A 21,207-nucleotide genomic window follows, 5' to 3' on the forward strand; every position below is an offset into this window, starting at 1 on the left:
TGTACCGGTTTATGGCCGTTAAGTCAATGGAGCGAATGCAGGGAAGCGCCACTTTTCTGCGTTAATTAGGGTGGTACCGCGAGAGTCTTCGTCCCTTACCGGGATTGAGGGCTCTTTTTTTGACGATTTCCAGGAAGATTTGAGGGAGGGCGTCGTGCGGTTAGCGGATGCCCGAAAGAAGCCCGAAGCGGGTGTGGAGCAAAAGCAAGTTCATGGTCGAAAAGAAGGAGGAAAACAGATGCGTGAAAAATTAGAAGCGTTACGTGATGAAGCGTTAGAAAAGGTCAAGCAGGCCGAGGACAAAAAAGCATTGCAGGAGGTTCGGGTCGCCTACTTAGGAAAAAAAGGCCCGATTACGGAAGTATTGCGCGGCATGGGGAAATTATCGGCGGAGGAGCGTCCTGTCATTGGTCAGATGGCCAACGATGTCCGTGATGCGATCAAAGAACAGGTCGACAGCAAGGAAGCAGCGCTCGAGGAAGCGGCGATTGAAGCCCAGCTCGCAAGCGAAAGCATTGATGTCACTTTACCGGGCCGTCCGGTTCAGGCCGGTTCCACTCATCCTTTAACGGCTGTCGTCGAAGAGGTGGAGGATGCCTTTATCGGTCTTGGCTTCTCTGTTGCCGAAGGACCTGAAATTGAGACGGATTATTATAACTTTGAAGCATTAAATCTGCCGAAGGATCATCCCGCCCGCGATATGCAGGATTCGTTCTACTTCACGGAAGAGCTTTTGCTGCGGACCCATACATCGCCGGTTCAGGCGAGAACGATGGAACGTTATCAAGGAAAAGGGCCGGTGAAAGTCATTTGTCCGGGGAAAGTGTTCCGGCGCGATGATGATGATGCGACGCATTCTCATCAATTTATGCAGATTGAGGGCTTATACGTGGATGAGAACGTGCGGATGAGCGATTTGAAAGGGGTTCTTGAAACGTTTGCGAAATCCTTTTTCGGAGCGGAAAGAGAGATTCGTCTTCGTCCAAGCTTTTTCCCGTTTACCGAGCCTTCTGTTGAGGTTGATGTATCGTGCGGAATGTGTGGCGGTCATGGCTGCCGGATTTGTAAGCATTCTGGCTGGATTGAAGTGCTCGGAGCCGGTATGGTTCATCCGCGTGTGCTTGAAATGAGCGGATTTGATTCAACGAAATACAGCGGCTTTGCTTTTGGAATGGGTGTCGAGCGCTTGGCGATGCTGAAGTATGATATTGATGACATTCGCCACTTCTATACAAACGATGTTCGTTTTTTAGCGCAATTCAAACGGAACTAGACCGATTTAACAGGAGATATTGAAGGAGGAAATGAGATGCTCGTTTCATATAAATGGTTACAGGATTACGTCGATGTCGCGGAAGTAACGCCGCAGGAAATTGCTGAAAAAATGACGCGCGGCGGAATTGAAATTGATTTCATTCATCAATTAAATCAAGGGGTATCCGGCGTCGTTGTCGGTTATGTCAAGGAGTGCCAGCAGCATCCGAATGCGGACAAGCTCAATGTATGCCAGGTTGATATTGGTGAAGAGGAGCCTGTCCAGATCGTCTGCGGAGCGCCGAATGTCGCCAAGGGGCAGTATGTCGCTGTCGCCAAGGTTGGTGCCGTACTGCCGGGCAATTTCAAAATCAAAAAAGCGAAGCTGCGTGGAGAAGTATCGCAAGGGATGATCTGTTCGTTACAAGAGCTGGGTATCGATCAGAAGTTGATCCAGAAAGAGTACGTCGATGGGATTTATGTGTTTCAGGGCGAAGTCGAGGTCGGGAGCGATGCGCTTGCAGCGTTGAACCTTGATGATCATGTGCTTGAGCTCGATTTAACTCCGAACCGCTCGGACTGTCTCAATATGCTCGGTGTTGCTTATGAGATTGCGGCGCTCTACGATAAGAAGGTCAAGCTGCCGGCAGTGGAGCTGGCGACGAACGAAGAACGGGCGGAGGACTATGTCAGCGTGGCGGTTGAAGCGAAGGAAGATAACCCGTATTACGGCGCGACGATCATTAAGGACGTCAAGGTCGGGCCGTCACCGCTTTGGCTGCAAACTCGCTTAATGGCAGCGGGAATCCGGCCGATCAGCAATGTCGTGGATGTAACGAATTATGTGCTGCTTGAATATGGTCAGCCGTTGCACGCCTTTGATTATGACCGCTTCGGCTCAAAGGAAGTCCTTGTGCGCCGCGCTCATGACAAGGAGGAAATCATCACGCTTGACGACCAGAAGCGGACGTTGACAAGCGACCATCTTGTGATTACAAATGGCAAGGAGCCGGTGGCGATAGCCGGGATCATGGGAGGGGCAACTTCTGAGGTCAGTGAGGCTACGACGACGGTCCTGCTTGAAGCGGCTTATTTTGATCCGGCGACGATCCGTAAGGCTTCCCGCGATCTCGGGCTGCGAAGTGACGCGAGCGCCCGCTTTGAAAAGGGCGTCGATCCGAACCGAGTCCGTGAAGCGGGCAAGCGGGCGGCCGCTCTGATTGCCGAGCTGGCCGGTGGGACGATTGTTTCCGGCGTTGTGGAACAGGACGAGCTTAGTCATCAGCCTGCTGTCATCAATCTCGATATGAACCGGCTGAATGAGCGTCTTGGCATGAATATTTCAATCGCAGAAGTGAAAACGTTTATGGACCGGCTCGGCTTTGCCTATGAAGAAGCAGAGCAGCAATTGCGGGTAACGGCGCCATCACGCCGTCTCGATTTGCAAATTGAAGAGGATTTGATGGAAGAAGTAGCCCGTCTTTTCGGCTACGATCATATCCCAACAACGCTGCCAACTGGTGCGACGACCCAGGGCGCGTTAACGCCTTATCAGCAAAAGCGCCGTCTCGCCCGCAGGGTGCTTGAACAGGCGGGACTGTCACAGGTCATCACCTATTCATTGACAAGCCCGGAGAAAGCGCGCGGGTTTGCGACGGATAAAGAGGCGAATGCCGTTAGGCTGGCGATGCCGATGAGTGAGGATCGCAGTACGATGAGAACGAGCCTAGTTCCTCACCTGTTCGATGTGATCAGCTATAATTTAAATCGGAAAAATCAGCACGTTCATATTTATGAAATTGGTTCGATCTTTTTAAGTGAGGAAAAGCAGCTTTCCAGCCAGCCGCAGGAACGCGAAATGCTTGCCGGCGCTCTAACCGGGCTATGGCATGAGCACGTCTGGCAGGGGGAAAAGAAGGCGGTTGACTTCTATGTCGTGAAAGGGGTGCTTGAAGCGTTGGCAGCAGAGCTCGGGCTTGCGGAGCATATTCAGTTTGAACAGGCGAAGAAGCCTGGCATGCATCCGGGCCGGACGGCCGTGATCAAATTGAATGAGGAAGAAATCGGCTTTCTCGGACAGATCCACCCGACTGTGCAAAAGGAAAAGGATTTGAAGGAAACGTATGTTTACCAGCTTGATCTTCAAGCGTTGCTGACATTTGAAACAGCACCGATGGTTTACGAGCCGTTACCGCGCTTCCCGGCGATGGTGCGCGATATCGCCCTTGTCGTTCCGACAGAGCGCACGGCTGGCGAGCTTGAAGCGGTCATTAAGCAAGCCGGGGGAGACTTGTTGAAAAAGGTTTATCTCTTTGACCTTTATCAAGGTGAGCATATGGAACCTGGCAAAAAATCACTTGCTTTCTCATTAACGTACCTTGATCCCGAACGGACGTTAACCGATGAAGACGTGACGAGCGTCCATGATCGTGTCATTGCTGAGCTTGAACAAGTCGGGGCGAAGCTGCGAGGAAGTCAATAAGTAGGAATTAATTCCATTTACGGAGCCTGCCTCAAAGGGATATGAATCCTTTTGAAGCAGGTTTTTTTTACGGGTCAAGAGAGGGAGTTAGCTGTGGTTGGTGCCTGCAGAAAGCAGGGCTATGCCGGCGAATGGCTCTTGAGACAGCAGGACATAGCCGCTTTTCTTATTTGTATTTCCATTAAGTACCCTTCATGTTATGATAGAAGGTAGGATTTTATTGGAGCGATTGAGAGATAGGAGGCTTTTTCGTGACTGAGCGGAAGGTAAAGCAACGGACAACTGTAACCATTTACGGCCAGCAATATACGGTTGTCGGTCATGAGCCTCCGACACATGTAATGGAAGTGGCTCAAATGGTTGACGAGAAAATGAGAGAAATCAGAAAACGAAACCCTTATTTAGATACAACCCGTTTAGCCGTGTTAACAGCGGTAAATGTTGTCGATGAATATAAAAAGTTGCTTGAAGAGCATGAAAAAGCTCTCAAGGAACTGAAACGGATGACAGGAGACGAGTAGGATGCTAAGCTTTCTTATTTTGTTTATTTTATTTTGCAGCTTTTTTATAGGCAGACGCCGTGGCTTTATTTTGCAAATTATTCATCTAGTAAGCTTTGTCGCAGCGTTGTTCGTTGCCTATAGCTATTTTCGCGAACTGGCTACATATATTCGGCTGTGGATTCCGTATCCGCAGTTTTCCTCGGACAGTACGGTCGGGATGATTGTCAATACGTTTAACGCGGAAAACGTTTATTATTCAGGGATTGCGTTTGCGATCTTGTTTTTCGGGACAAAGCTTGTGCTTCACCTGCTTGGTTCGATGCTGGATTTCCTGGCACACTTACCGATTTTGCGCTCATTCAACCAGCTGCTGGGCGGTATTCTTTGCTTCATTGAAGCGTATTTAATTTTACTCGTTTTGCTGTTTGTCGCCGCGCTCTTGCCAATCGAAGCGGTGCAAAGTGCGATGCAAGGCTCAATCGTCGTCCAGCTGATGATGAACTATACGCCATTTCTGTCTGAATGGATTAAATCGTTATGGATTGAAAATACAATCTAGTTGCAAGAACAGTCCGATAGGTGATGAAGCAGGCGGCGGCTTGATTCATCGGTCGGACTTTTTGTATGGCGGCTTAACGTTGATTTTCTTGTCCGGCTATCGGTATGATAAGAGGGGAGGGGAAGAGAATGAATAAAAAAGATGTCATTCGTGTACTTGAGGCAATTGCCACCTATCTTGAAATCAAAGGGGACAACCCTTTTAAAATATCTGCCTATCGAAAAGCGGCCCAAGCATTGGAAACCGATAAACGACCATTAGCCGAGCTGGACGACCCGGCTTCTTTATCAGGCATCGGCAAAGGGACGGCTGAGGTTATTCTCGAGCTGAAGCAGACGGGAGCCTCGAAGCTTTATGACGAGCTGGCTGGCAGTTTACCGGCCGGACTGCTTGAACTGTTAAAGCTTCCAGGGCTTGGCGGTAAGAAAATCGGCAAGCTTTATCAGGAGTTGAATGTCGTCGATCTCACAAGCCTGCAGCAGGCTTGTCAGGAAGGCAAGGTCCAATCTCTTGCCGGCTTTGGAAAGAAGACGGAGGAAAAGCTGCTCGCGGCGATTGAAGAAGTCACGACTCGTCCTGAGCGTCTGGCGCTGCCGGTTGTGTTGCCGGTAGTCGCTGAAATCGAAGCGGCGCTCGAAACGATGGACGGGGTCGAGCGCTTTTCGCGGGCCGGGAGCCTGCGGAGATTGAAGGAAGAAGTGAAGGATTTGGACTTCATTATTGCGACAACGGAGCCGGGAAAAGTCCGGGACCAGCTGCTTGCCCTGCCGGCGGTAACGAAGGTGATCGCCAGCGGTGAGACGAAAGTATCGGTCGAAGTAACGGCGACGTTTCCGATCTCGATTGATTTTCGCCTTATCCAGCCGGAAGCGTTTGCAACGACGCTCCATCATTTTACCGGCTCGAAGGAGCATAATGTCAAAATGCGTCAGCTGGCGAAAAAAAGAGGAGAAAAAATCAGCGAATACGGTGTGGAGGATGCAGAAACCGGAAAGGTGCGGACATTTGCGAGCGAAGATGCTTTTTTTGCTTATTTCGGATTGAGCTATATTCCGCCGGAAGCGCGTGAGGACCAGGGCGAAATCGAGCAGGCGGAGGCGACCGCGCCGCGCCGTTATGTAGAAGAGGCAGACATTATTGCCGATCTCCATATGCATACAACGTGGAGCGACGGGGCTCATTCGATTGAGGAAATGGTTGAAGCAGCGCGCAAAAGAGGCTATCAGTATATCGCGATTACCGATCACTCGCGCTATTTGAAAGTAGCCAACGGCCTTAGCATTGAGCAGGTGAAGGAGCAGCATGCGTATATCAGGCAGTTGAATCAGCGTTATGATGATTTTACCATTTTAACCGGTATTGAAATGGATATTCTACCAGATGGAACGCTCGATTACCCGGATGAATTGCTGGCCGAGATCGATTTTGTCATTGCGTCGATCCATTCTTCCTTTCAGCAGGATCAGGAAACGATTATGCAGCGGCTGAAAAACGCTCTGTTGAACGAGCATGTCGACATGATCGCTCATCCGACAGGAAGGCTGCTCGGAAAAAGAGAAGGCTACCAGGTTGATGTTGAACAATTAATTGAGTTGGCGAAAGAAACAAATACAGCATTGGAGCTGAATGCGAATCCGCTTCGTCTTGATCTTGCCGCCCATTGGCTGAAAAAGGCGGAAGAAGCCGGCGTCGTGATAGCGATTAACACCGATGCGCATCATATGAAGATGATGGAGGATATGAGCTTTGGGGCGGGAATCGCCAGAAAAGCGATGCTTGACCCTTCCTCAGTCCTGAACACGTGGCCGTTGGAACGCCTGCAGCAATTTCTTCAGCGCAACAGGCCATGAAGAGATAACGAGCCATCGTTATAAAAGGAGTGTACTATGGAAAGAGTCATTCGTGTATTAGAATATGAAAAAATGAAACAGCAGCTTAGAGAACATGTCGCTTCCTCGCTTGGCCGGCAAAAAGTGATCGAGCTCCTTCCGTCAACCGAGATCGAAGAGGTGGAGGAATGGCAGGCGGAAACAGCGGAGGCGGCAACCGTGATCCGGTTGAAAGGGCAGGCTCCGCTTGGCGGCATCTCGGACATTACCCCTCATGCGAAGCGGGCGAAGATTGGCGGCAGTCTGTCGGCGAGTGAGCTAATTGAGATTGCGAGCACGATCTATGGCGGCCGCCGTTTAAAGAAGTTTATCCAGACGATGGTCGAAGAGGAGGAGCTTGAACTACCTCGCCTGTACGAGCACGCTGAACGGATTGAAGTGCTGACCGATGTCGAACGCAGCATTAAGCAATGTATTGATGACAACGGCCATGTGCTCGACTCCGCCAGCCCGGCGCTGCGGACGATTCGCCAGCAGGTGCGCAGCTACGAGTCCGGCATCCGGACGAAGCTTGACAGCATTACCCGCTCTTCCAGCACGCAGAAAATGCTTTCCGATGCGATTGTAACGATTCGCAATGAACGTTTCGTTATCCCGGTCAAACAGGAATATCGCGGAGCATTCGGCGGCATCGTTCACGATCAGTCCGCCTCGGGGGCAACTCTGTTTATCGAGCCGCAGGCGATCGTGACGCTGAACAACCAGCTTCAGGAAGCAAAGAGCCGGGAAGCGCGCGAAATCGAACGGATTTTGGCGGCATTATCGGCCGAAGTGGCCGAAGTAGCCGATGCGCTGCTTGTTAATATTGATGTGCTTGGAACGCTCGACTTCATTTTTGCCAAAGCGCATTACGCCAAGGCGATTAAGGCGACAAAGCCCCGCTTAAATGAAAAAGGTTATATTTTAATGAAAAAAGCGCGTCATCCTCTGCTTGATAAAGATGAAGTCGTCCCGATTGATCTTGAGCTTGGCGGGGACTACCGTTCGCTGATCATTACCGGCCCGAATACAGGCGGGAAGACAGTCACCTTGAAAACAGTCGGACTGCTGACGCTGATGAGCCAATCAGGCTTGCACGTTCCTGTAGAAGAGGATTCCGAAATGGCTGTCTATAAGCAGGTGTTCGCTGATATTGGCGATGAACAGTCGATTGAGCAAAGCTTAAGTACATTTTCCTCGCATATGACGAACATCGTCAGCATTCTCGACATGGTTGACTTTCAAAGCCTTGTGTTATTCGATGAGCTTGGCGCGGGAACAGATCCGACGGAGGGAGCCGCATTGGCGATCTCGATTCTTGACGATGTGTACGAGCGGGGAGCGAGCGTCGTGGCGACGACCCATTACAGCGAATTAAAGGGGTATGCTTACAACCGCGCAGGCGCGATCAATGCCAGCGTCGAATTTGATGTTGAGACGCTGCGTCCGACGTACCGCTTGTTGATCGGAGTCCCGGGGAGAAGTAATGCGTTTGCGATTTCACGTCGTCTCGGCCTCGATGAACGGATTATCGAAAAGGCAAAAGAGCAAATTGACAGTGAAACGAATCAGATTGAAAATATGATCGAAGCGCTTGAGAGCAGTCAGAAATCGGCTGAATCAGAGTGGGAGGATGCCGAGAAAATACGCGCCGAAGCAGAGCAGCTCCGCGCTGAGCTGGCAAGGCAGCTTGAGGCGTTTGAGCAGGAGCGGGAAGCGTTGCTGAAGGAAGCCGAGGAAAAGGCGGCGAAGGCAGTCAATGACGCCCGGGAGGAAGCCGAGCTGATTATCGCCGAGCTGCGCGATATGCAGAAGCAGGGTCTTGCTGTGAAGGAGCATCAGATCATTGATGCGAAGAAGCATCTTGAGGAGGCAACGCCGAAGCTGACAGCGAAGCAGAAAAAAGTAAAGAAAATCGCGGCGAAAGCTCAACGCTCGATCGCACCGGGCGATGAAGTAAAGGTGCTCAGCTTTGGTCAAAAAGGCTTTGTCACGGACAAAATCAATGACAATGAATTTCAGGTGCAGATCGGCATTATGAAAATGAAGGTCAATAAAGATGATTTGCAGCTGCTTGATCGACCGAAGCAGGTGGAAACGAAGCCGCTTGCGACGGTCAGAGGAAGCGAGCATCATGTCAAAGCCGAGCTTGATTTACGAGGTGAGCGTTACGAGGACGCGATGCTGCTTGTTGAAAAATACATTGATGATGCGCTGCTTGCCGGTTATCATCAAGTTTCGATTATCCACGGGAAAGGCAGCGGCGCACTCCGCAAAGGGGTCAAGCAGCTTCTGAAAAAGCATCCGCATGTGAAAAGTGAGCGTGACGGCGGAATGAATGAAGGTGGACTCGGCAATACGGTTGTCGAATTAAAATAAGTGAGGCGAATGTAAGTGGAGACATTCTTTGAATATGAATTTGTTCGGACAGCGGCGTATTACAGTGTCACCGTACTCGGGCTGATCCTCTTTCTTGCTATTTTTGAGCTCGTCACAAAATACGATAATTGGCGCGAAATTAAGCGCGGAAATGTAGCCGTGGCGATGGCGACAGGAGGAAAGCTGTTTGGGGTGGCGAATATTTTTCGTCATTCCATCGAGCACTCTGATTCTATTTTGACGATGCTTGGCTGGGGCGTCTACGGATTCGTGCTGCTATTGATCAGCTATTTTATTTTCGAGTTTCTAACACCTTCCTTCAAAATCGATGAGGAAATTGCCAACGACAATCGCGCGGTCGGGATCGTGTCGATGATTATTTCGATCGGGCTCTCCTACGTAATTGGGGCCAGTATAATCGCGAGATAGTGACAAAAAAGGAGAATCATGCCGTGGAACTACTGATGAAAATTTTGTATGTTTGTTGTGGTGCTTTTCTGCTGGCGGGAATTGTTTATATGCTGTTTTTTGCTGCTTAATCAAAATCTGTTTCAACTTCCGGGCAGCCGGCGGTGCACTCACTCGCGGGCTGCCCGGAAGCTGTTTCCGTATAGGAAAACCGTTAGTTTGTCCCCGTTTTTCTTGCGTGAAATTGACAAAAAATGATTTATTTATGTAAGCGATTCCAATACAATAGAAGTAGAACGATCATGAAGGAGCAACTGAATAAAGAGGAGGAGATGAAATGTCGACGACCGGCAAGATTTGGCTGAAGCATTATCCCGACGAAATTCCTCATTCCCTTGACTACCAGAACAGCAGTCTCCATGATTTTCTGCAGCGCTCGGCCCGGAAGTATCCGGATCAGACCGCGATTGAGTTTTTAGGAAAGCGGCTTTCCTATTCGGAGCTTCATCAGCAGGCAGTTCAGTTTGCACAACGGCTTCAATTACTTGGAATCGAAAAAGGAGACCGGGTGGCGATCATGCTGGCCAATTGTCCACAGGCGGTGATCAGCTATTATGGTATCATCATGACCGGAGCCGTTGCCGTTCAAATCAATCCTCTCTATGTCGAAAGAGAGCTGGAGCACCAGTTAATCGACTCCGGCGCCAAGCTATTAGTCTGTCTCGATCTCGTTTTTCCCCGCGTCCAGAAGGTGAGAGCGAAAACGAGCTTGCAGCAAGTGATTGTCACCAGTATAAAAGACTATCTCCCCTTTCCAAAAAATCTTCTCTATCCCATCGTCCAAAAAGAAAAAGTAACCGTAGAATACAATGAGCAAACGATCGCTTTCTCCGCCTTTTTGAAGCAAGGTGACGGCGCTTTTAAGCCTGTCCCGCTCGATCCGGAAACGGACTTGGCGCTTTTGCAATATACTGGTGGAACGACAGGCCTTGCAAAGGGCGTGATGCTGACCCATCGGAATTTGGTCGTCAATACGATGCAGGCCGGCCACTGGATCTATAAAACAACGCCGGGACAGGAGCGCATGCTGGCAGTCCTTCCTTTTTTTCATGTGTACGGCATGACCGTCTGTATGAACCTTGCGATCATGAATGGCTTTACGTTAATCATTTTGCCGAAGTTTGAGCCGGACCAGGTATTAAAAGCGATCGAGAAGCATAAAGTCAGTTTGTTTCCCGGTGCGCCGACAATGTATATTGCCCTCATTCATCAACCGGAGATTGAAACATATGATTTATCCTCCGTCCTCGCCTGTCTCAGTGGAGCCGCCCCATTGCCGCTCGAGGTTCAGCAAACATTTGAACGGTTGACCGGAGGAAAGCTAGTTGAAGGCTATGGACTGACCGAAACCGCACCGGTGCTGACGGCGAACCCGATATGGGGCAAACGGAAATCCGGCAGTATCGGGATCCCGTGGCCCGACACTGAAATGATCGTCCGGACAGCCGATGGCGAGGAAGCGGAGCAGGGGGATGTCGGTGAAATTGCGGTCCGTGGTCCGCAGGTGATGAAAGGCTATTGGAAGATGGCCGAGGAAACGGAAAAGGTATTGCGTGATGATGGCTGGCTGCTGACCGGGGATATGGGGTATATGGATGAGGACGGATTTTTTTATATCGTTGATCGGAAGAAGGATATGATTATCGCCGGAGGGTTTAATATTTTCCCCCGCGAAATTGAGGAAGTGTTGTATGAGCATGAGGCAGTCCAAGAGGTGGCGATTATCGGCGTTCCTGATCAATATCGGGGCGAGACGGTTAAGGCGTTTATCGTCCCAAAGGAGGGCAGGGAGGTGACGGCCGAGGATCTTGACCATTTTTGCCGCACTCGTCTGGCTGCTTACAAAGTTCCGCATCTTTATGAGTTTCGCACTGAACTGCCAAAAACGATGGTCGGAAAAGTGTTAAGAAGAGTTTTGGCAGAAGAGGAAAAGAGGAAGGAACAGGATGACGAGCACGTAAGCAGCTAAAAAGGAACGTCCATGTGCCAGGCGGGGAATCGGATTCTGCCCGGCACATCGCTCCATTGACAGAAAGCGTCGGCTTCTCTAAAATGATAGTATGAATGAATACTCATTCATTAAAAGGAGAGACGAACGTGGGAAAGAAAAAAGGAGCAAAATACGAGCAAATAATTGAAGCAGCCGTCGCCGTCATCGCCAGGTTCGGCTATCATCAGGCTCAGGTCGCGAAGATTGCCAAAGAAGCCGGTGTCGCCGACGGCACGATCTATTTATATTTTACGAGTAAAGAGGATCTCTTAATCTCTTTATTTGAGGAAAAAATGGGACAGTTTATCGAGACGATCCGTACGCGCATCCAAACGAAGCAGACATTTGAAGAAAAGCTTTTGCTGCTCATTCAAACGCATTTTGAACAGCTCCAGGCCAATCCACAGCTGGCGATTGTCACCCAGCTTGAACTGAGGCAGTCCAATAAGGAGCTTAGAAAAAAAATTAATCAAATTCTCAAAGGGTATCTTCTGCTCATAGACGAATTAATTAAAGAAGGTCAATCTTCAGCCAGTGTGAAACAACAGCTGGACAGTCGTCTTGTGCGGCAAATGATCTTCGGTACGTTAGATGAAGTGGTTACCAATTGGGTAATGAAGGATTGCAAGTATGATCTCGTTGTACAGGCGAAACCGATTCATCAAATGCTTGTCTCCGGGATAAGTGAACGGCTTTCATAAAGAAAGGAGTGAGAGTGTGGAATTTATTCGTGTCGCAGTGGAAGAAAAGGTTGCGGTTCTAACGTTGCAGCGTCCGCCGGCCAATGCGCTTTCAAGAGGCGTGCTGCGGGAATTGGATCAGGTTTTGACCGAGCTAAAAGATCAAGAGGATATTCATGTGCTTCTGTTGCATGGCGAAGGGCGCTTTTTCGCGGCCGGTGCCGATATTAAGGAATTTACAACGATTAAGGACGGAGCCGAATTCGCAGAGATGGCCCGACTTGGCCAGCAGGTTTTCGAGCGGATGGAACATTATCCGAAGCCGATTATTGCGGCGATTCACGGGGCCGCTTTAGGCGGAGGGCTTGAATTAGCAATGGCCTGCCATATTCGCCTGAGTACAGAGGATGCGAAGCTCGGGCTGCCGGAACTTCAATTAGGGCTGATTCCCGGATTTGCCGGAACGCAGCGTCTGCCGCGCTATGTTGGCACTGCCAAGGCGGCGGAGATGCTGTTGACAAGTGAACCGATCAACGGGAAAGAAGCGAAGGAGCTCGGGCTTGTTAATTCTCTTCATTCTGAGCGGTCGCTCATCGAAGAGGCGTTGAAGCTTGCCCGGCAAATCAGTCAAAAGAGTAGGCTCGCTGTTACCATGGCACTAGAGCTGCTGCGCTATCACGATTCATCGAGAATGCTTGAAGGCGCAGCAAGAGAAGCCGAGCTGTTTGGTCTCGCGTTCGATTCAGCCGACGGGCAGGAAGGAATTCGGGCGTTTGTGGAAAAACGGTCACCGCAGTTTAACCAAAAAAACGAGTAGGAAGAAGGAGGCTTTTTGAATGAATATTTTTGTCATCATGAAACGGACGTTTGATACCGAGGAGAAGATCACCCTTCAGCAAGGGAAAATTGATGATAGTGGAGCTGAATTCATCATTAATCCGTACGACGAATATGCGATTGAGGAAGCGCTCGTTTTGCGTGACGAACACGGTGGTGAGGTGACGGTTGTGACCGTCGGCGAAGAGGAAGCGGAAAAAGAGCTGCGCACCGCATTGGCAATGGGCGCCGATAAAGCTGTTTTAATCGATACCGAGGAACTGGAGGATCACGATCAATTTACGACAGCTTCGCTGCTCGCCGCTTATTTCAGCGAGCAGTCGTTTGACATCATTCTTGGCGGGAATGTGGCGGTTGACGGCGGATCGGGGCAAGTCGGCCCGCGTGTCGCGGAACTGTTGGCGATTCCTCAGGTGACGACGATCACAAAGATCGACATTCAGGATCGGACAGCGACGATCATTCGCGACGTCGAAGGGGACGAAGAAACAGTGACGGTTTCATTGCCAGTCCTTGTCACCGCCCAGCAGGGGTTAAATGAACCCCGGTATCCTTCATTGCCAGGGATTATGAAAGCGAAAAAGAAGCCGCTCGACGTGCTGGACCTCGATGATCTTGACTTGGAGGAAGAGGATGTCGCAGCGAAAACGGAAACAATCGAGATTTTTCTGCCACCTGAAAAGCAGGCGGGGCGGATGATTGAAGGAGAGCCGCAAGCCCAGGTGAAAGAGCTTGTCGCATTGTTGAAATCTGAAGCGAAGGTCATATAAGGAGGGAAGGCAGATGGCGAAAAAAACGATGATTATTGGGGAAGTTCGCGATGGGGAATTACGGCATGTATCCTTTGAAACGATTGCCGCGGGAAAGGTCGTCGCAGATGGAGGAGAAGTCATCGGTGTTTTGTTAGGTGAAGATGTAAGCGGTTTAGCGGAGCAGCTGATTCAGTATGGAGCAGACCGGGTTGTGACAGTCACTCATCCTGATTTAAAGAGCTACACGACTGACGCCTACCAGCAGGCGGTGCTACAGGTTATCGATCTTGAACAGCCGGACGGCATTCTGCTCGGTCATACAGCGATCGGGAAGGATCTCGCGCCTCGCCTGGCAATGAAAGCGCAGGCTGGCTTAGTATCAGATGCCGTGGCTGTTGAACTGGAAGACGGGGAGCCGGTCTTTACAAGGCCGATTTACTCAGGTAAAGCCTTTGAGCGAAAAAGGATCAAAGAAGGGATGCTGCTGGCGACGATCAGACCGAATAATATTGCCGCTATGGAAAAGGACCCGGCGCGTACAGGCGGTGTTTCCTCGATTACTGCCGAGATCAGCGACTTGCGGACGACGATCCAAAATGTTGTAAGGAAGGCGGCCGGAGGCGTTGATCTGTCGGAGGCAAAAATTATCGTCTCTGGCGGAAGAGGGGTGAAAAGCGCCGACGGCTTTAAACCGTTACAGGAGCTGGCCGATTTGCTTGGCGGGGCTGTCGGGGCGTCACGCGGGGCCTGCGATGCCGACTATTGTGACTATGCGTTGCAGATCGGGCAAACAGGGAAGGTCGTCACTCCGGATTTATATTTTGCGATCGGCATTTCAGGGGCGATTCAGCATCTGGCCGGGATGTCCAATTCAAAGGTAATCGTCGCGATTAACAAAGATCCGGAAGCGCCGATTTTCGAAGTGGCAGATTACGGAATCGTCGGCGATCTTTTTGAAATCGTTCCATTATTAACGGAAGAGCTGCGGCAGATCCTTGTTTCGCAATAAAGGGAACAGGGTATCTTTTTAAAAGAATGAGAAATGATAAACGTCAAGGGAATACTAAAGGAGAACAATGACGGTTGTGCAGCTTTGGCTATAAGCGGAGATGGAAGCTGACTCAAAAGAAGGGAGAGGCTTGTCCCGTTACGTTCCTCGTGAGAGAAACGACTTTCTAATAAGAAAGCCCGTTACGCGGTTTTCTCAAACAATTTCGAGCAACTTAGTCGCAACCATTGTTTTTCGATGGTATAATCATGAAGAATCAAATTTGTTATGGATTAGGAGGTTTTTATAATGGCAATTGTCAATGTGACAGATCAATCATTTGCAGCGGAAACAAGCGAAGGTGTTGTGCTTGCTGACTTTTGGGCGCCATGGTGCGGACCTTGTAAAATGATTGCCCCTGTTCTTGAAGAATTAGATTCAGAAATGGGCGACAAAGTGAAAATCGCCAAGCTTGACGTCGATGAAAACCAGGAAACAGCGGGGAAGTACAATGTCATGAGCATTCCGACCTTGCTTGTCTTTAAAAATGGCGAAGTCGTTGATCAAGTAGTCGGTTTCCAACCGAAAGAAGCGCTTGCTGAACTGCTTAACAAGCATCTGTAAGTCAAGTGACAGTCCGCTTTCTCAATCGAGAGAGGGGACTTTTTTTACAAATATAACAGCTTTAGCGCTGACGCAATAGCGCTCCAGACGGATCCGAACGGTAATGGAGGTGAGAGAGAGCGATGAACCAATTAAAAGAAAAGCTGGCGGTGCTTCCTGATAAGCCAGGCTGTTATTTGATGAAAGACCGGCAAGGAACGGTCATTTATGTCGGAAAGGCGAAAGTGTTAAAAAACAGGGTACGGTCTTATTTTACCGGTTCACATGATGCGAAGACACAGCGGCTCGTCAGTGAAATTGCTGATTTTGAATATATTATTACATCATCAAATATTGAAGCACTTATTCTTGAATTAAACTTAATCAAAAAGCATGATCCAAAGTATAATGTGATGCTCAAAGACGATAAGTCCTACCCTTATTTGAAAATAACGAATGAAGAGCACCCTCGTCTCATCACGACCCGGCAGGTGAAAAAGGACGGCGGCAAGTACTTCGGTCCTTATCCGAATGCGGGGGCGGCTAATGAAACGAAGAAGCTTCTCGACCGGCTTTATCCGCTGCGCAAGTGCCGGACGTTGCCGGATAAAGTATGTTTGTACTATCATATCGGCCAATGCCTGGCGCCGTGTGTCAACGAGGTGTCAGCGGAACAGAATCAGGAAATGATTCATGAGATTACCCGCTTTCTCCGTTCCGGACATGGCGAAATAAAAAAACAGCTGACCGAGAAAATGATGAAAGCTTCAGAAGAGCTTGATTTTGAACGGGCCCGCGATCTTCGCGACACACTTGCGCACATGGAAGCGGTGATGGAAAAACAGAAAATGACGATCCAGGATCATGTTGATCGCGATGTGTTTGGCTTTGATTACGATAAAGGCTGGATGTGCGTCCAGGTCTTTTTCATCAGACAAGGCAAACTGATTGAGCGTGACGTATCGATTTTCCCCTTTTACCAGGAACCGCATGAGGATTTATTAACGTTTATCGGCCAATTTTATTTGAAAAAGGAACATTTGAAGCCGAAGGAGATTTTGGTGCCGAAGGAGATCGAGGCCAATCTTGTCGAAGAGCTGCTGAATGTCCATACTCATTTTCCACAGCGCGGGAAGAAAAAAGAGCTTGTCGACCTTGCCAACCAGAATGCTGCGGCCGCTTTACAGGAGAAGTTCTCTTTGATTGAACGGGATGAAGAACGGACGATCAAGGCGGTCGAACGGCTTGGAAAAGCGATGGGTATTCCGACGCCGTACCGGATTGAAGCGTTTGACAACTCGAACATTCAGGGGACGGACCCTGTTTCGGCGATGGTGACGTTTCTTGATGGCAAGCCAAGCCGCAAAGATTACCGCAAATATAAGATTAAAACGGTAACCGGGCCTGATGATTATGGCTCAATGCGTGAAGTGATTCGCCGCCGGTACGTGCGCCTGCTGAAGGAGTCGCTGCCTTTGCCCGACTTGATTGTGATAGACGGGGGAAAGGGACAAATTGCCGCGGCTCAGGAAGTAATTGAGGACGAGCTCGGTTTATCGATTAAAGTATGTGGACTGGCAAAGGATGATAAGCATCGGACGTCTCAGCTTTTGCTCGGTGATCCTCCGGTGGAGGTTCCGTTGAAGCGGGACAGTCATGAATTTTATTTATTACAGCGCATTCAGGACGAAGTGCATCGTTTTGCGATTACGTTTCACCGGCAGACGCGTTCAAAAACGTTTTTCCAGTCGGCATTGGACGATATTCCAGGCGTCGGCGAGAAGCGAAAGCGCAGCCTGCTTAAGCATTTCGGCTCAATTAAGAAAATAAAAGAGGCATCGATTGAAGAACTGAGGCAGCTGGCGATTCCGGAAAAGACAGCAGAGGCGATACTCGAGGCGCTGAAAGAGGAGTAGCAGGTTGTGCTTGCAATCCTAGAAAACCTTTGCTAGAATGGATAGCAATTAAATAGATGCCGCACTTCAATAGTGAAGTGATGGTAGAGGAGCGAAAACCATCAGTACCACTCTAAGGTTTATGAGGACCGATGAGGAGATTGGGAAAGGGGAATTCGCCGAAGTGTAGAAAAGGCTCATGTTTTTCTATGCTGGACCTATGTTGAAGAAGCATAGGGCTGTCACATATCAAACCCAAAGGATATGTGGAGAACTATCTCACGCGAGAAACAGGGAGCAGTGTGGTACCGGACTGGTATGACAGGCAACAGTGAGGAGTTTTCCTTATTGTTGCTTTTTTGCGTTCCCACTGAACGGAGTGAGTTGGAGAGGATGAACAGGATGAAACGAATTGTACAGAAATATGGAGGAACATCGGTTGGTTCAGTGGAACGAATCCGCCATGTCGCCTCAAGGATCGAAAAAGCAGCTGGCGAAGATCAGCAGGTCGTCGTTGTCGTCTCAGCAATGGGCAAATCGACCGATGAACTCGTCCGGCTTGCCGGACAACTGACGGAAAGCCCGAGTAAACGTGAAATGGATATGTTGCTTTCAACAGGGGAACAGGTTACGATCGCGCTTCTGGCGCTCGCTTTGGCGGAACGTGGTGTGGAGGCGATCTCGTTCACGGGCTGGCAGGCTGGAATTGAAACGGAGGACAATCACGGCAATGCGCGGATTGTCTCGATTGAAACAGAACGAATGGAAGCGGAGCTGGAAAAAGGAAAAGTGGTGATCGTCGCCGGCTTTCAGGGAAAAAGCTCGAAGAATGACATCACGACGCTCGGCCGCGGCGGTTCGGACACGACAGCCGTCGCGCTGGCAGCGGCGCTTTCAGCGGATCGCTGTGAGATTTATACCGATGTGACAGGGGTGTTTACAACGGATCCGCGCTATGTCCCGCAAGCGCGCAAACTCCAGTCCATTTCCTATGATGAAATGCTGGAAATGGCTAATCTCGGGGCCGGCGTTCTCCATCCGCGTGCGGTTGAATGTGCCAAGAATTATCAAATGCCTTTGCTAGTGGCGTCCAGTATGGTTGAAGAAGCAGGAACGATAATTGAGGAGGAAATCACAATGGAAAAAAACTTACTTGTACGTGGAATTGCCTTTGAAAATGATGTAACAAAAATTACAATGGCCGGTCTGCCAAGCAGGATCGACACGCTGGCGAAAGTTTTCCAAGCCCTCTCCGAAAACGGAATCAATGTTGATATCATTATTCAGAACCAGACTGATGAGGCGCATGTTGATCTTTCCTTTTCAATTACGCAATCTTCTTTAAAAGAGACATTGACAATTTTAGAAAATGCTAAGGCAGAGTTGGGCTTTCATTCGTTGCACGTAGAAGAGGACCTGGCGAAAGTATCGATTATTGGGGCGGGAATGGTTTCGAATCCCGGCGTTGCTGCTTCGATGTTTGATGTGTTAGCGCAGAATGAAATCTACATCAAGATGGTAAGTACATCTGAAATGAAGGTTTCGGTCGTCATTTCGGAGGATGATATGGTACTCGCTGTTGAGATGCTTCATCAGGCGTTTCAACTGGGTGAGGAAGAAGAAGCGATTACCGCTTAATAAAGCCGTGCGGGGGTGGGACATAACTAATGTGTTTACCTGAATGTCGAACGGATGAATTATACGTAGACTCCTGCGGGAGAAAAAGCAACGGTGGATTCCACTCTTTCCGTTTGTTCGTATAGTCATCCAGGCAACACCCTTTTGCCCCACCCTCTTTTCCCTCCCCTTAACTAGGGCTAGTTGTTTGCTGCTATCGAATCGTGACGGTCAAACTCAATTGTAAACAAAACAGCCTTTTTAGAGGCGGAGTAGCTTCCGGCAGCAATCCGCTGCAGGCTTTGCTCTAAATATTGGGTTAAAAAGCCGGCTTCAAGCTGATAACAGCGGGAATCATGCTTTCCCATCCACGGGCCGGTAAGTTCGAATAATTTAGCCTGTCGCTTTTCTTTAACAAGTTGCAGTTGGCCCCAATTCGCTTTTTCGAAAAAGGCGATGAGCTCGTCAACCGATTCGAGCGGATATTTTCGGGCCAATGATTTTCCAAGCCAGTATAAAATCGCCTCGTGATCTTTTCCAAGCAGGTCCTGTAAAAGCTCGTTGCGAATTAAATGGTAGCTAAAATCTTCTGTTTCTAAATTCATGCAGTCTCAACCTCTCCTTACCGCGCACTGAAATAACAATAATGAAGCTTGGTTTCTATTATAAAGAGAATGACCGAATTTCTCTACCACTTATAGCCTTGATTTTTTTAAAGTGGTATACTTAAGCGCGAATGAAGCCGGAGGTATGATCTCATGAAAGCAGGACTTAATCATTTTCTTTCACCATTTCGGAGTATTTTGATTGCCTATGTTATAGCGATGGTACTCTTTAGTATTCTCCTGTATTTGCCGATTTCTCACCAGGAGGGTGTTGAGGTAACATATGCGGAAGCGCTGTTTACATCAGTGAGTGCGGTCAGTGTAACAGGGTTAACGACGATTAATGTATCGGAAACGTTCAGTTACACCGGAATTTTCTTTTTAGCATTGGCGATTCAGCTTGGCGGCATCGGCATAATGACGATGGGGACGTTTGTCTGGATTTTATTCCGGAAAAAAATCAACCTCTCTCAGCGGATGCTGATTATGGTCGACCAAAATCAGTATAAATTCTCAGGCCTTGTCAATCTGATGCGGGGAATTTTGTTTGTCGCCCTGATCATTGAAATGATTGGAGCACTCATTTTAGGTACATATTATTTACGCTATTTCGACACGGCGGGAGAAGCTTACTATCAAGGAGCATTTGCTGCTCTTACCGCTTTTACAAACGCCGGATTTGACGTTACGGGACAGTCGCTGATCCCGTTCGCCAATGATTACTATGTGCAGTTTGTGACGATCCTGCTTATTTTTGCTGGGGCGATCGGCTTCCCGGTGTTGCTGGAATTACGTGAATACATCTCGAAGAAAAACCCGAATTTCAGCTTTAGTTTGTTTACAAAAATAACGACGACGACTTATTTTGTTGTTTTTCTGATCGGCGTTCTTGGAATATGGGCGCTGGAAACAGGTCATTATTATGTTGGCCTGGACTGGCATCAGCAGCTCTTTTATTCGTTATTCAACTCGGCCACAACGCGAAGCGGCGGGTTGTCGATTATGGAGGTCTCGGACTTAAACAAAGCCACGCTGCTGTTTATGTCTGCGCTGATGATCATTGGCGCGAGTCCTTCGAGTGTCGGTGGTGGAATCCGCACGACAACATTGGCGGTCATGTTTTTGACGATTCGAAGCTTTGCCCTCGGGAAAGATGATGTTAAAGTGTTCGGGAGAGAGATTCACCCCGATGACCGGCAAAAAGCGTTTATTGTCCTATCTGTCTTTCTCGTGATGCTGTTTGCAGCTGTGACGATGATCGTCGCGTTTGAAGGTGGAAACGATATAGCGTTGATTGCAATTATTTTTGAAACGGCCTCCGCTTTCGGAACGTGCGGACTCTCGATGGGGATCACGCCCCATCTGTCAATACCGAGCCAGCTCATTCTGATGGCCCTCATGTTCATCGGACGCGTCGGCCTCATCGCCTTCCTCTTCTCCGTCAGAAGAAGAGAAACAAAAAGCTACTACAAATACCCAACCGAACGCATTATTATTGGATAGAAATCACTCAAAATGCCCGGTTTTGGCATTTTGAGTGATTTCGTCCCGCCAGGCGAAGCCGCTTGCGATTTTAAAGGAAGGAAGAGTGGTTTTCTCTTCCTTCCGCAAGCGAGCGAAGCTGGCGGAGAAGCCCGGTTTTGGCATTTTGAGTGATTTCGTCCCGCCAGGCGAAGCCGCTTGCGATTTTAAAGGAAGGAAGAGTGGTTTTCTCTTCCTTCCGCAAG

17 protein-coding genes, 1 riboswitch and 1 other annotated feature (1 of these 19 cut by a window edge) are annotated in these 21,207 nt (G+C 49.2%); of the genes, 16 read left to right on the plus strand and 1 reads right to left on the minus strand.

The features are described 5' to 3' along the window. Window positions 1-99, plus strand: a binding site (T-box leader) (it extends 142 nt beyond the left edge of the window). 139 nt (window positions 100-238) lie between these two features. The 15 genes from pheS (at window position 239) to ABMB67_RS10570 (ending at window position 18,896) form a co-directional block, all read left to right on the plus strand. Next, window positions 239-1,273 (plus strand): phenylalanine--tRNA ligase subunit alpha, encoded by a 1,035-nt coding sequence (pheS, locus tag ABMB67_RS10500; protein WP_354572027.1) that lies wholly within the window; start codon window positions 239-241, stop codon window positions 1,271-1,273. Between the two features lie 36 nt (window positions 1,274-1,309). Then, complete coding sequence (pheT, locus tag ABMB67_RS10505; RefSeq protein ID WP_354572028.1) at window positions 1,310-3,736, plus strand: phenylalanine--tRNA ligase subunit beta; 2,427 nt, start codon at window positions 1,310-1,312, stop codon at window positions 3,734-3,736. A 251-nt stretch (window positions 3,737-3,987) separates the two neighbouring features. After that, entirely contained in the window at window positions 3,988-4,257 is a 270-nt protein-coding gene (gene zapA, locus ABMB67_RS10510; RefSeq protein ID WP_251192414.1) for a cell division protein ZapA, read from the plus strand. Window position 4,258: 1 nt separating this feature from the next. Further along, a complete protein-coding gene (locus ABMB67_RS10515) occupies window positions 4,259-4,798 on the plus strand; it encodes a CvpA family protein (protein WP_251224693.1) in 540 nt (179 codons plus the stop codon). Window positions 4,799-4,926: 128 nt separating this feature from the next. Continuing rightward, a complete protein-coding gene (polX, locus tag ABMB67_RS10520; protein ID WP_354572029.1) occupies window positions 4,927-6,648 on the plus strand; it encodes a DNA polymerase/3'-5' exonuclease PolX in 1,722 nt (573 codons plus the stop codon). A 36-nt stretch (window positions 6,649-6,684) separates the two neighbouring features. Continuing rightward, window positions 6,685-9,045, plus strand: coding sequence for an endonuclease MutS2 (locus tag ABMB67_RS10525; RefSeq protein WP_354572030.1), 2,361 nt, complete (start codon window positions 6,685-6,687; stop codon window positions 9,043-9,045). Window positions 9,046-9,060: 15 nt separating this feature from the next. Next, entirely contained in the window at window positions 9,061-9,474 is a 414-nt protein-coding gene (locus tag ABMB67_RS10530; protein WP_251224696.1) for a DUF350 domain-containing protein, read from the plus strand. Between the two features lie 316 nt (window positions 9,475-9,790). Further along, entirely contained in the window at window positions 9,791-11,482 is a 1,692-nt protein-coding gene (locus ABMB67_RS10535; protein WP_251224697.1) for a long-chain-fatty-acid--CoA ligase, read from the plus strand. A gap of 128 nt (window positions 11,483-11,610) precedes the next feature. After that, on the plus strand, window positions 11,611-12,204 hold the full coding sequence (fadR, locus tag ABMB67_RS10540) for a fatty acid metabolism transcriptional regulator FadR (protein WP_432805982.1): 594 nt from the start codon (window positions 11,611-11,613) through the stop codon (window positions 12,202-12,204). Between the two features lie 16 nt (window positions 12,205-12,220). Next, complete coding sequence (locus tag ABMB67_RS10545; RefSeq protein WP_354572031.1) at window positions 12,221-13,000, plus strand: enoyl-CoA hydratase; 780 nt, start codon at window positions 12,221-12,223, stop codon at window positions 12,998-13,000. A 19-nt stretch (window positions 13,001-13,019) separates the two neighbouring features. After that, on the plus strand, window positions 13,020-13,790 hold the full coding sequence (locus ABMB67_RS10550) for an electron transfer flavoprotein subunit beta/FixA family protein (RefSeq protein WP_251224700.1): 771 nt from the start codon (window positions 13,020-13,022) through the stop codon (window positions 13,788-13,790). 13 nt (window positions 13,791-13,803) lie between these two features. After that, window positions 13,804-14,781, plus strand: a complete 978-nt coding sequence (locus ABMB67_RS10555; RefSeq protein ID WP_354572032.1) for an electron transfer flavoprotein subunit alpha/FixB family protein — start codon at window positions 13,804-13,806, stop codon at window positions 14,779-14,781. Between the two features lie 288 nt (window positions 14,782-15,069). Beyond that, complete coding sequence (gene trxA / locus ABMB67_RS10560) at window positions 15,070-15,384, plus strand: thioredoxin (protein ID WP_251224702.1); 315 nt, start codon at window positions 15,070-15,072, stop codon at window positions 15,382-15,384. Between the two features lie 122 nt (window positions 15,385-15,506). Then, window positions 15,507-17,279, plus strand: coding sequence for an excinuclease ABC subunit UvrC (gene uvrC / locus ABMB67_RS10565; protein WP_251224703.1), 1,773 nt, complete (start codon window positions 15,507-15,509; stop codon window positions 17,277-17,279). 76 nt (window positions 17,280-17,355) lie between these two features. Beyond that, window positions 17,356-17,543: riboswitch (Lysine riboswitch) on the plus strand. Between the two features lie 117 nt (window positions 17,544-17,660). Continuing rightward, window positions 17,661-18,896, plus strand: a complete 1,236-nt coding sequence (locus ABMB67_RS10570; protein WP_251224704.1) for an aspartate kinase — start codon at window positions 17,661-17,663, stop codon at window positions 18,894-18,896. Window positions 18,897-19,075: 179 nt separating this feature from the next. Here ABMB67_RS10570 and ABMB67_RS10575 read toward each other — a convergent pair whose 3' ends face one another. After that, window positions 19,076-19,480 carry a YslB family protein gene (locus ABMB67_RS10575; RefSeq protein ID WP_354572033.1) on the minus strand — a complete coding sequence of 135 codons (405 nt, stop codon included), beginning with the start codon at window positions 19,478-19,480 and terminating at the stop codon, window positions 19,076-19,078. 153 nt (window positions 19,481-19,633) lie between these two features. Between ABMB67_RS10575 and ABMB67_RS10580 the strand changes: the two genes are divergently transcribed. Beyond that, window positions 19,634-20,983 carry a TrkH family potassium uptake protein gene (locus tag ABMB67_RS10580; protein ID WP_251224706.1) on the plus strand — a complete coding sequence of 450 codons (1,350 nt, stop codon included), beginning with the start codon at window positions 19,634-19,636 and terminating at the stop codon, window positions 20,981-20,983. Window positions 20,984-21,207: the final 224 nt, after the last annotated feature.

This window comes from Halalkalibacter oceani (assembly GCF_040544555.1).
Classification (GTDB): Bacteria; Bacillota; Bacilli; order Bacillales; family Bacillaceae_D; genus Halalkalibacter; species Halalkalibacter oceani.

Excerpts from the sequence above, each read along its gene's own strand:
- pheS (WP_354572027.1), top strand. The coding sequence starts at position 239 with ATGCGTGAAAAATTAGAAGCGTTACGTGATGAAGCGTTAGAAAAGGTC.
- pheT (WP_354572028.1), top strand. The coding sequence starts at position 1,310 with ATGCTCGTTTCATATAAATGGTTACAGGATTACGTCGATGTCGCGGAA.
- ABMB67_RS10515 (WP_251224693.1), top strand. The coding sequence starts at position 4,259 with ATGCTAAGCTTTCTTATTTTGTTTATTTTATTTTGCAGCTTTTTTATA.
- polX (WP_354572029.1), top strand. The coding sequence starts at position 4,927 with ATGAATAAAAAAGATGTCATTCGTGTACTTGAGGCAATTGCCACCTAT.
- ABMB67_RS10525 (WP_354572030.1), top strand. The coding sequence starts at position 6,685 with ATGGAAAGAGTCATTCGTGTATTAGAATATGAAAAAATGAAACAGCAG.
- ABMB67_RS10535 (WP_251224697.1), top strand. The coding sequence starts at position 9,791 with ATGTCGACGACCGGCAAGATTTGGCTGAAGCATTATCCCGACGAAATT.
- ABMB67_RS10550 (WP_251224700.1), top strand. The coding sequence starts at position 13,020 with ATGAATATTTTTGTCATCATGAAACGGACGTTTGATACCGAGGAGAAG.
- ABMB67_RS10555 (WP_354572032.1), top strand. The coding sequence starts at position 13,804 with ATGGCGAAAAAAACGATGATTATTGGGGAAGTTCGCGATGGGGAATTA.
- trxA (WP_251224702.1), top strand. The coding sequence starts at position 15,070 with ATGGCAATTGTCAATGTGACAGATCAATCATTTGCAGCGGAAACAAGC.
- uvrC (WP_251224703.1), top strand. The coding sequence starts at position 15,507 with ATGAACCAATTAAAAGAAAAGCTGGCGGTGCTTCCTGATAAGCCAGGC.
- ABMB67_RS10570 (WP_251224704.1), top strand. The coding sequence starts at position 17,661 with ATGAAACGAATTGTACAGAAATATGGAGGAACATCGGTTGGTTCAGTG.
- ABMB67_RS10575 (WP_354572033.1), bottom strand. The coding sequence starts at position 19,480 with ATGAATTTAGAAACAGAAGATTTTAGCTACCATTTAATTCGCAACGAG.
- ABMB67_RS10580 (WP_251224706.1), top strand. The coding sequence starts at position 19,634 with ATGAAAGCAGGACTTAATCATTTTCTTTCACCATTTCGGAGTATTTTG.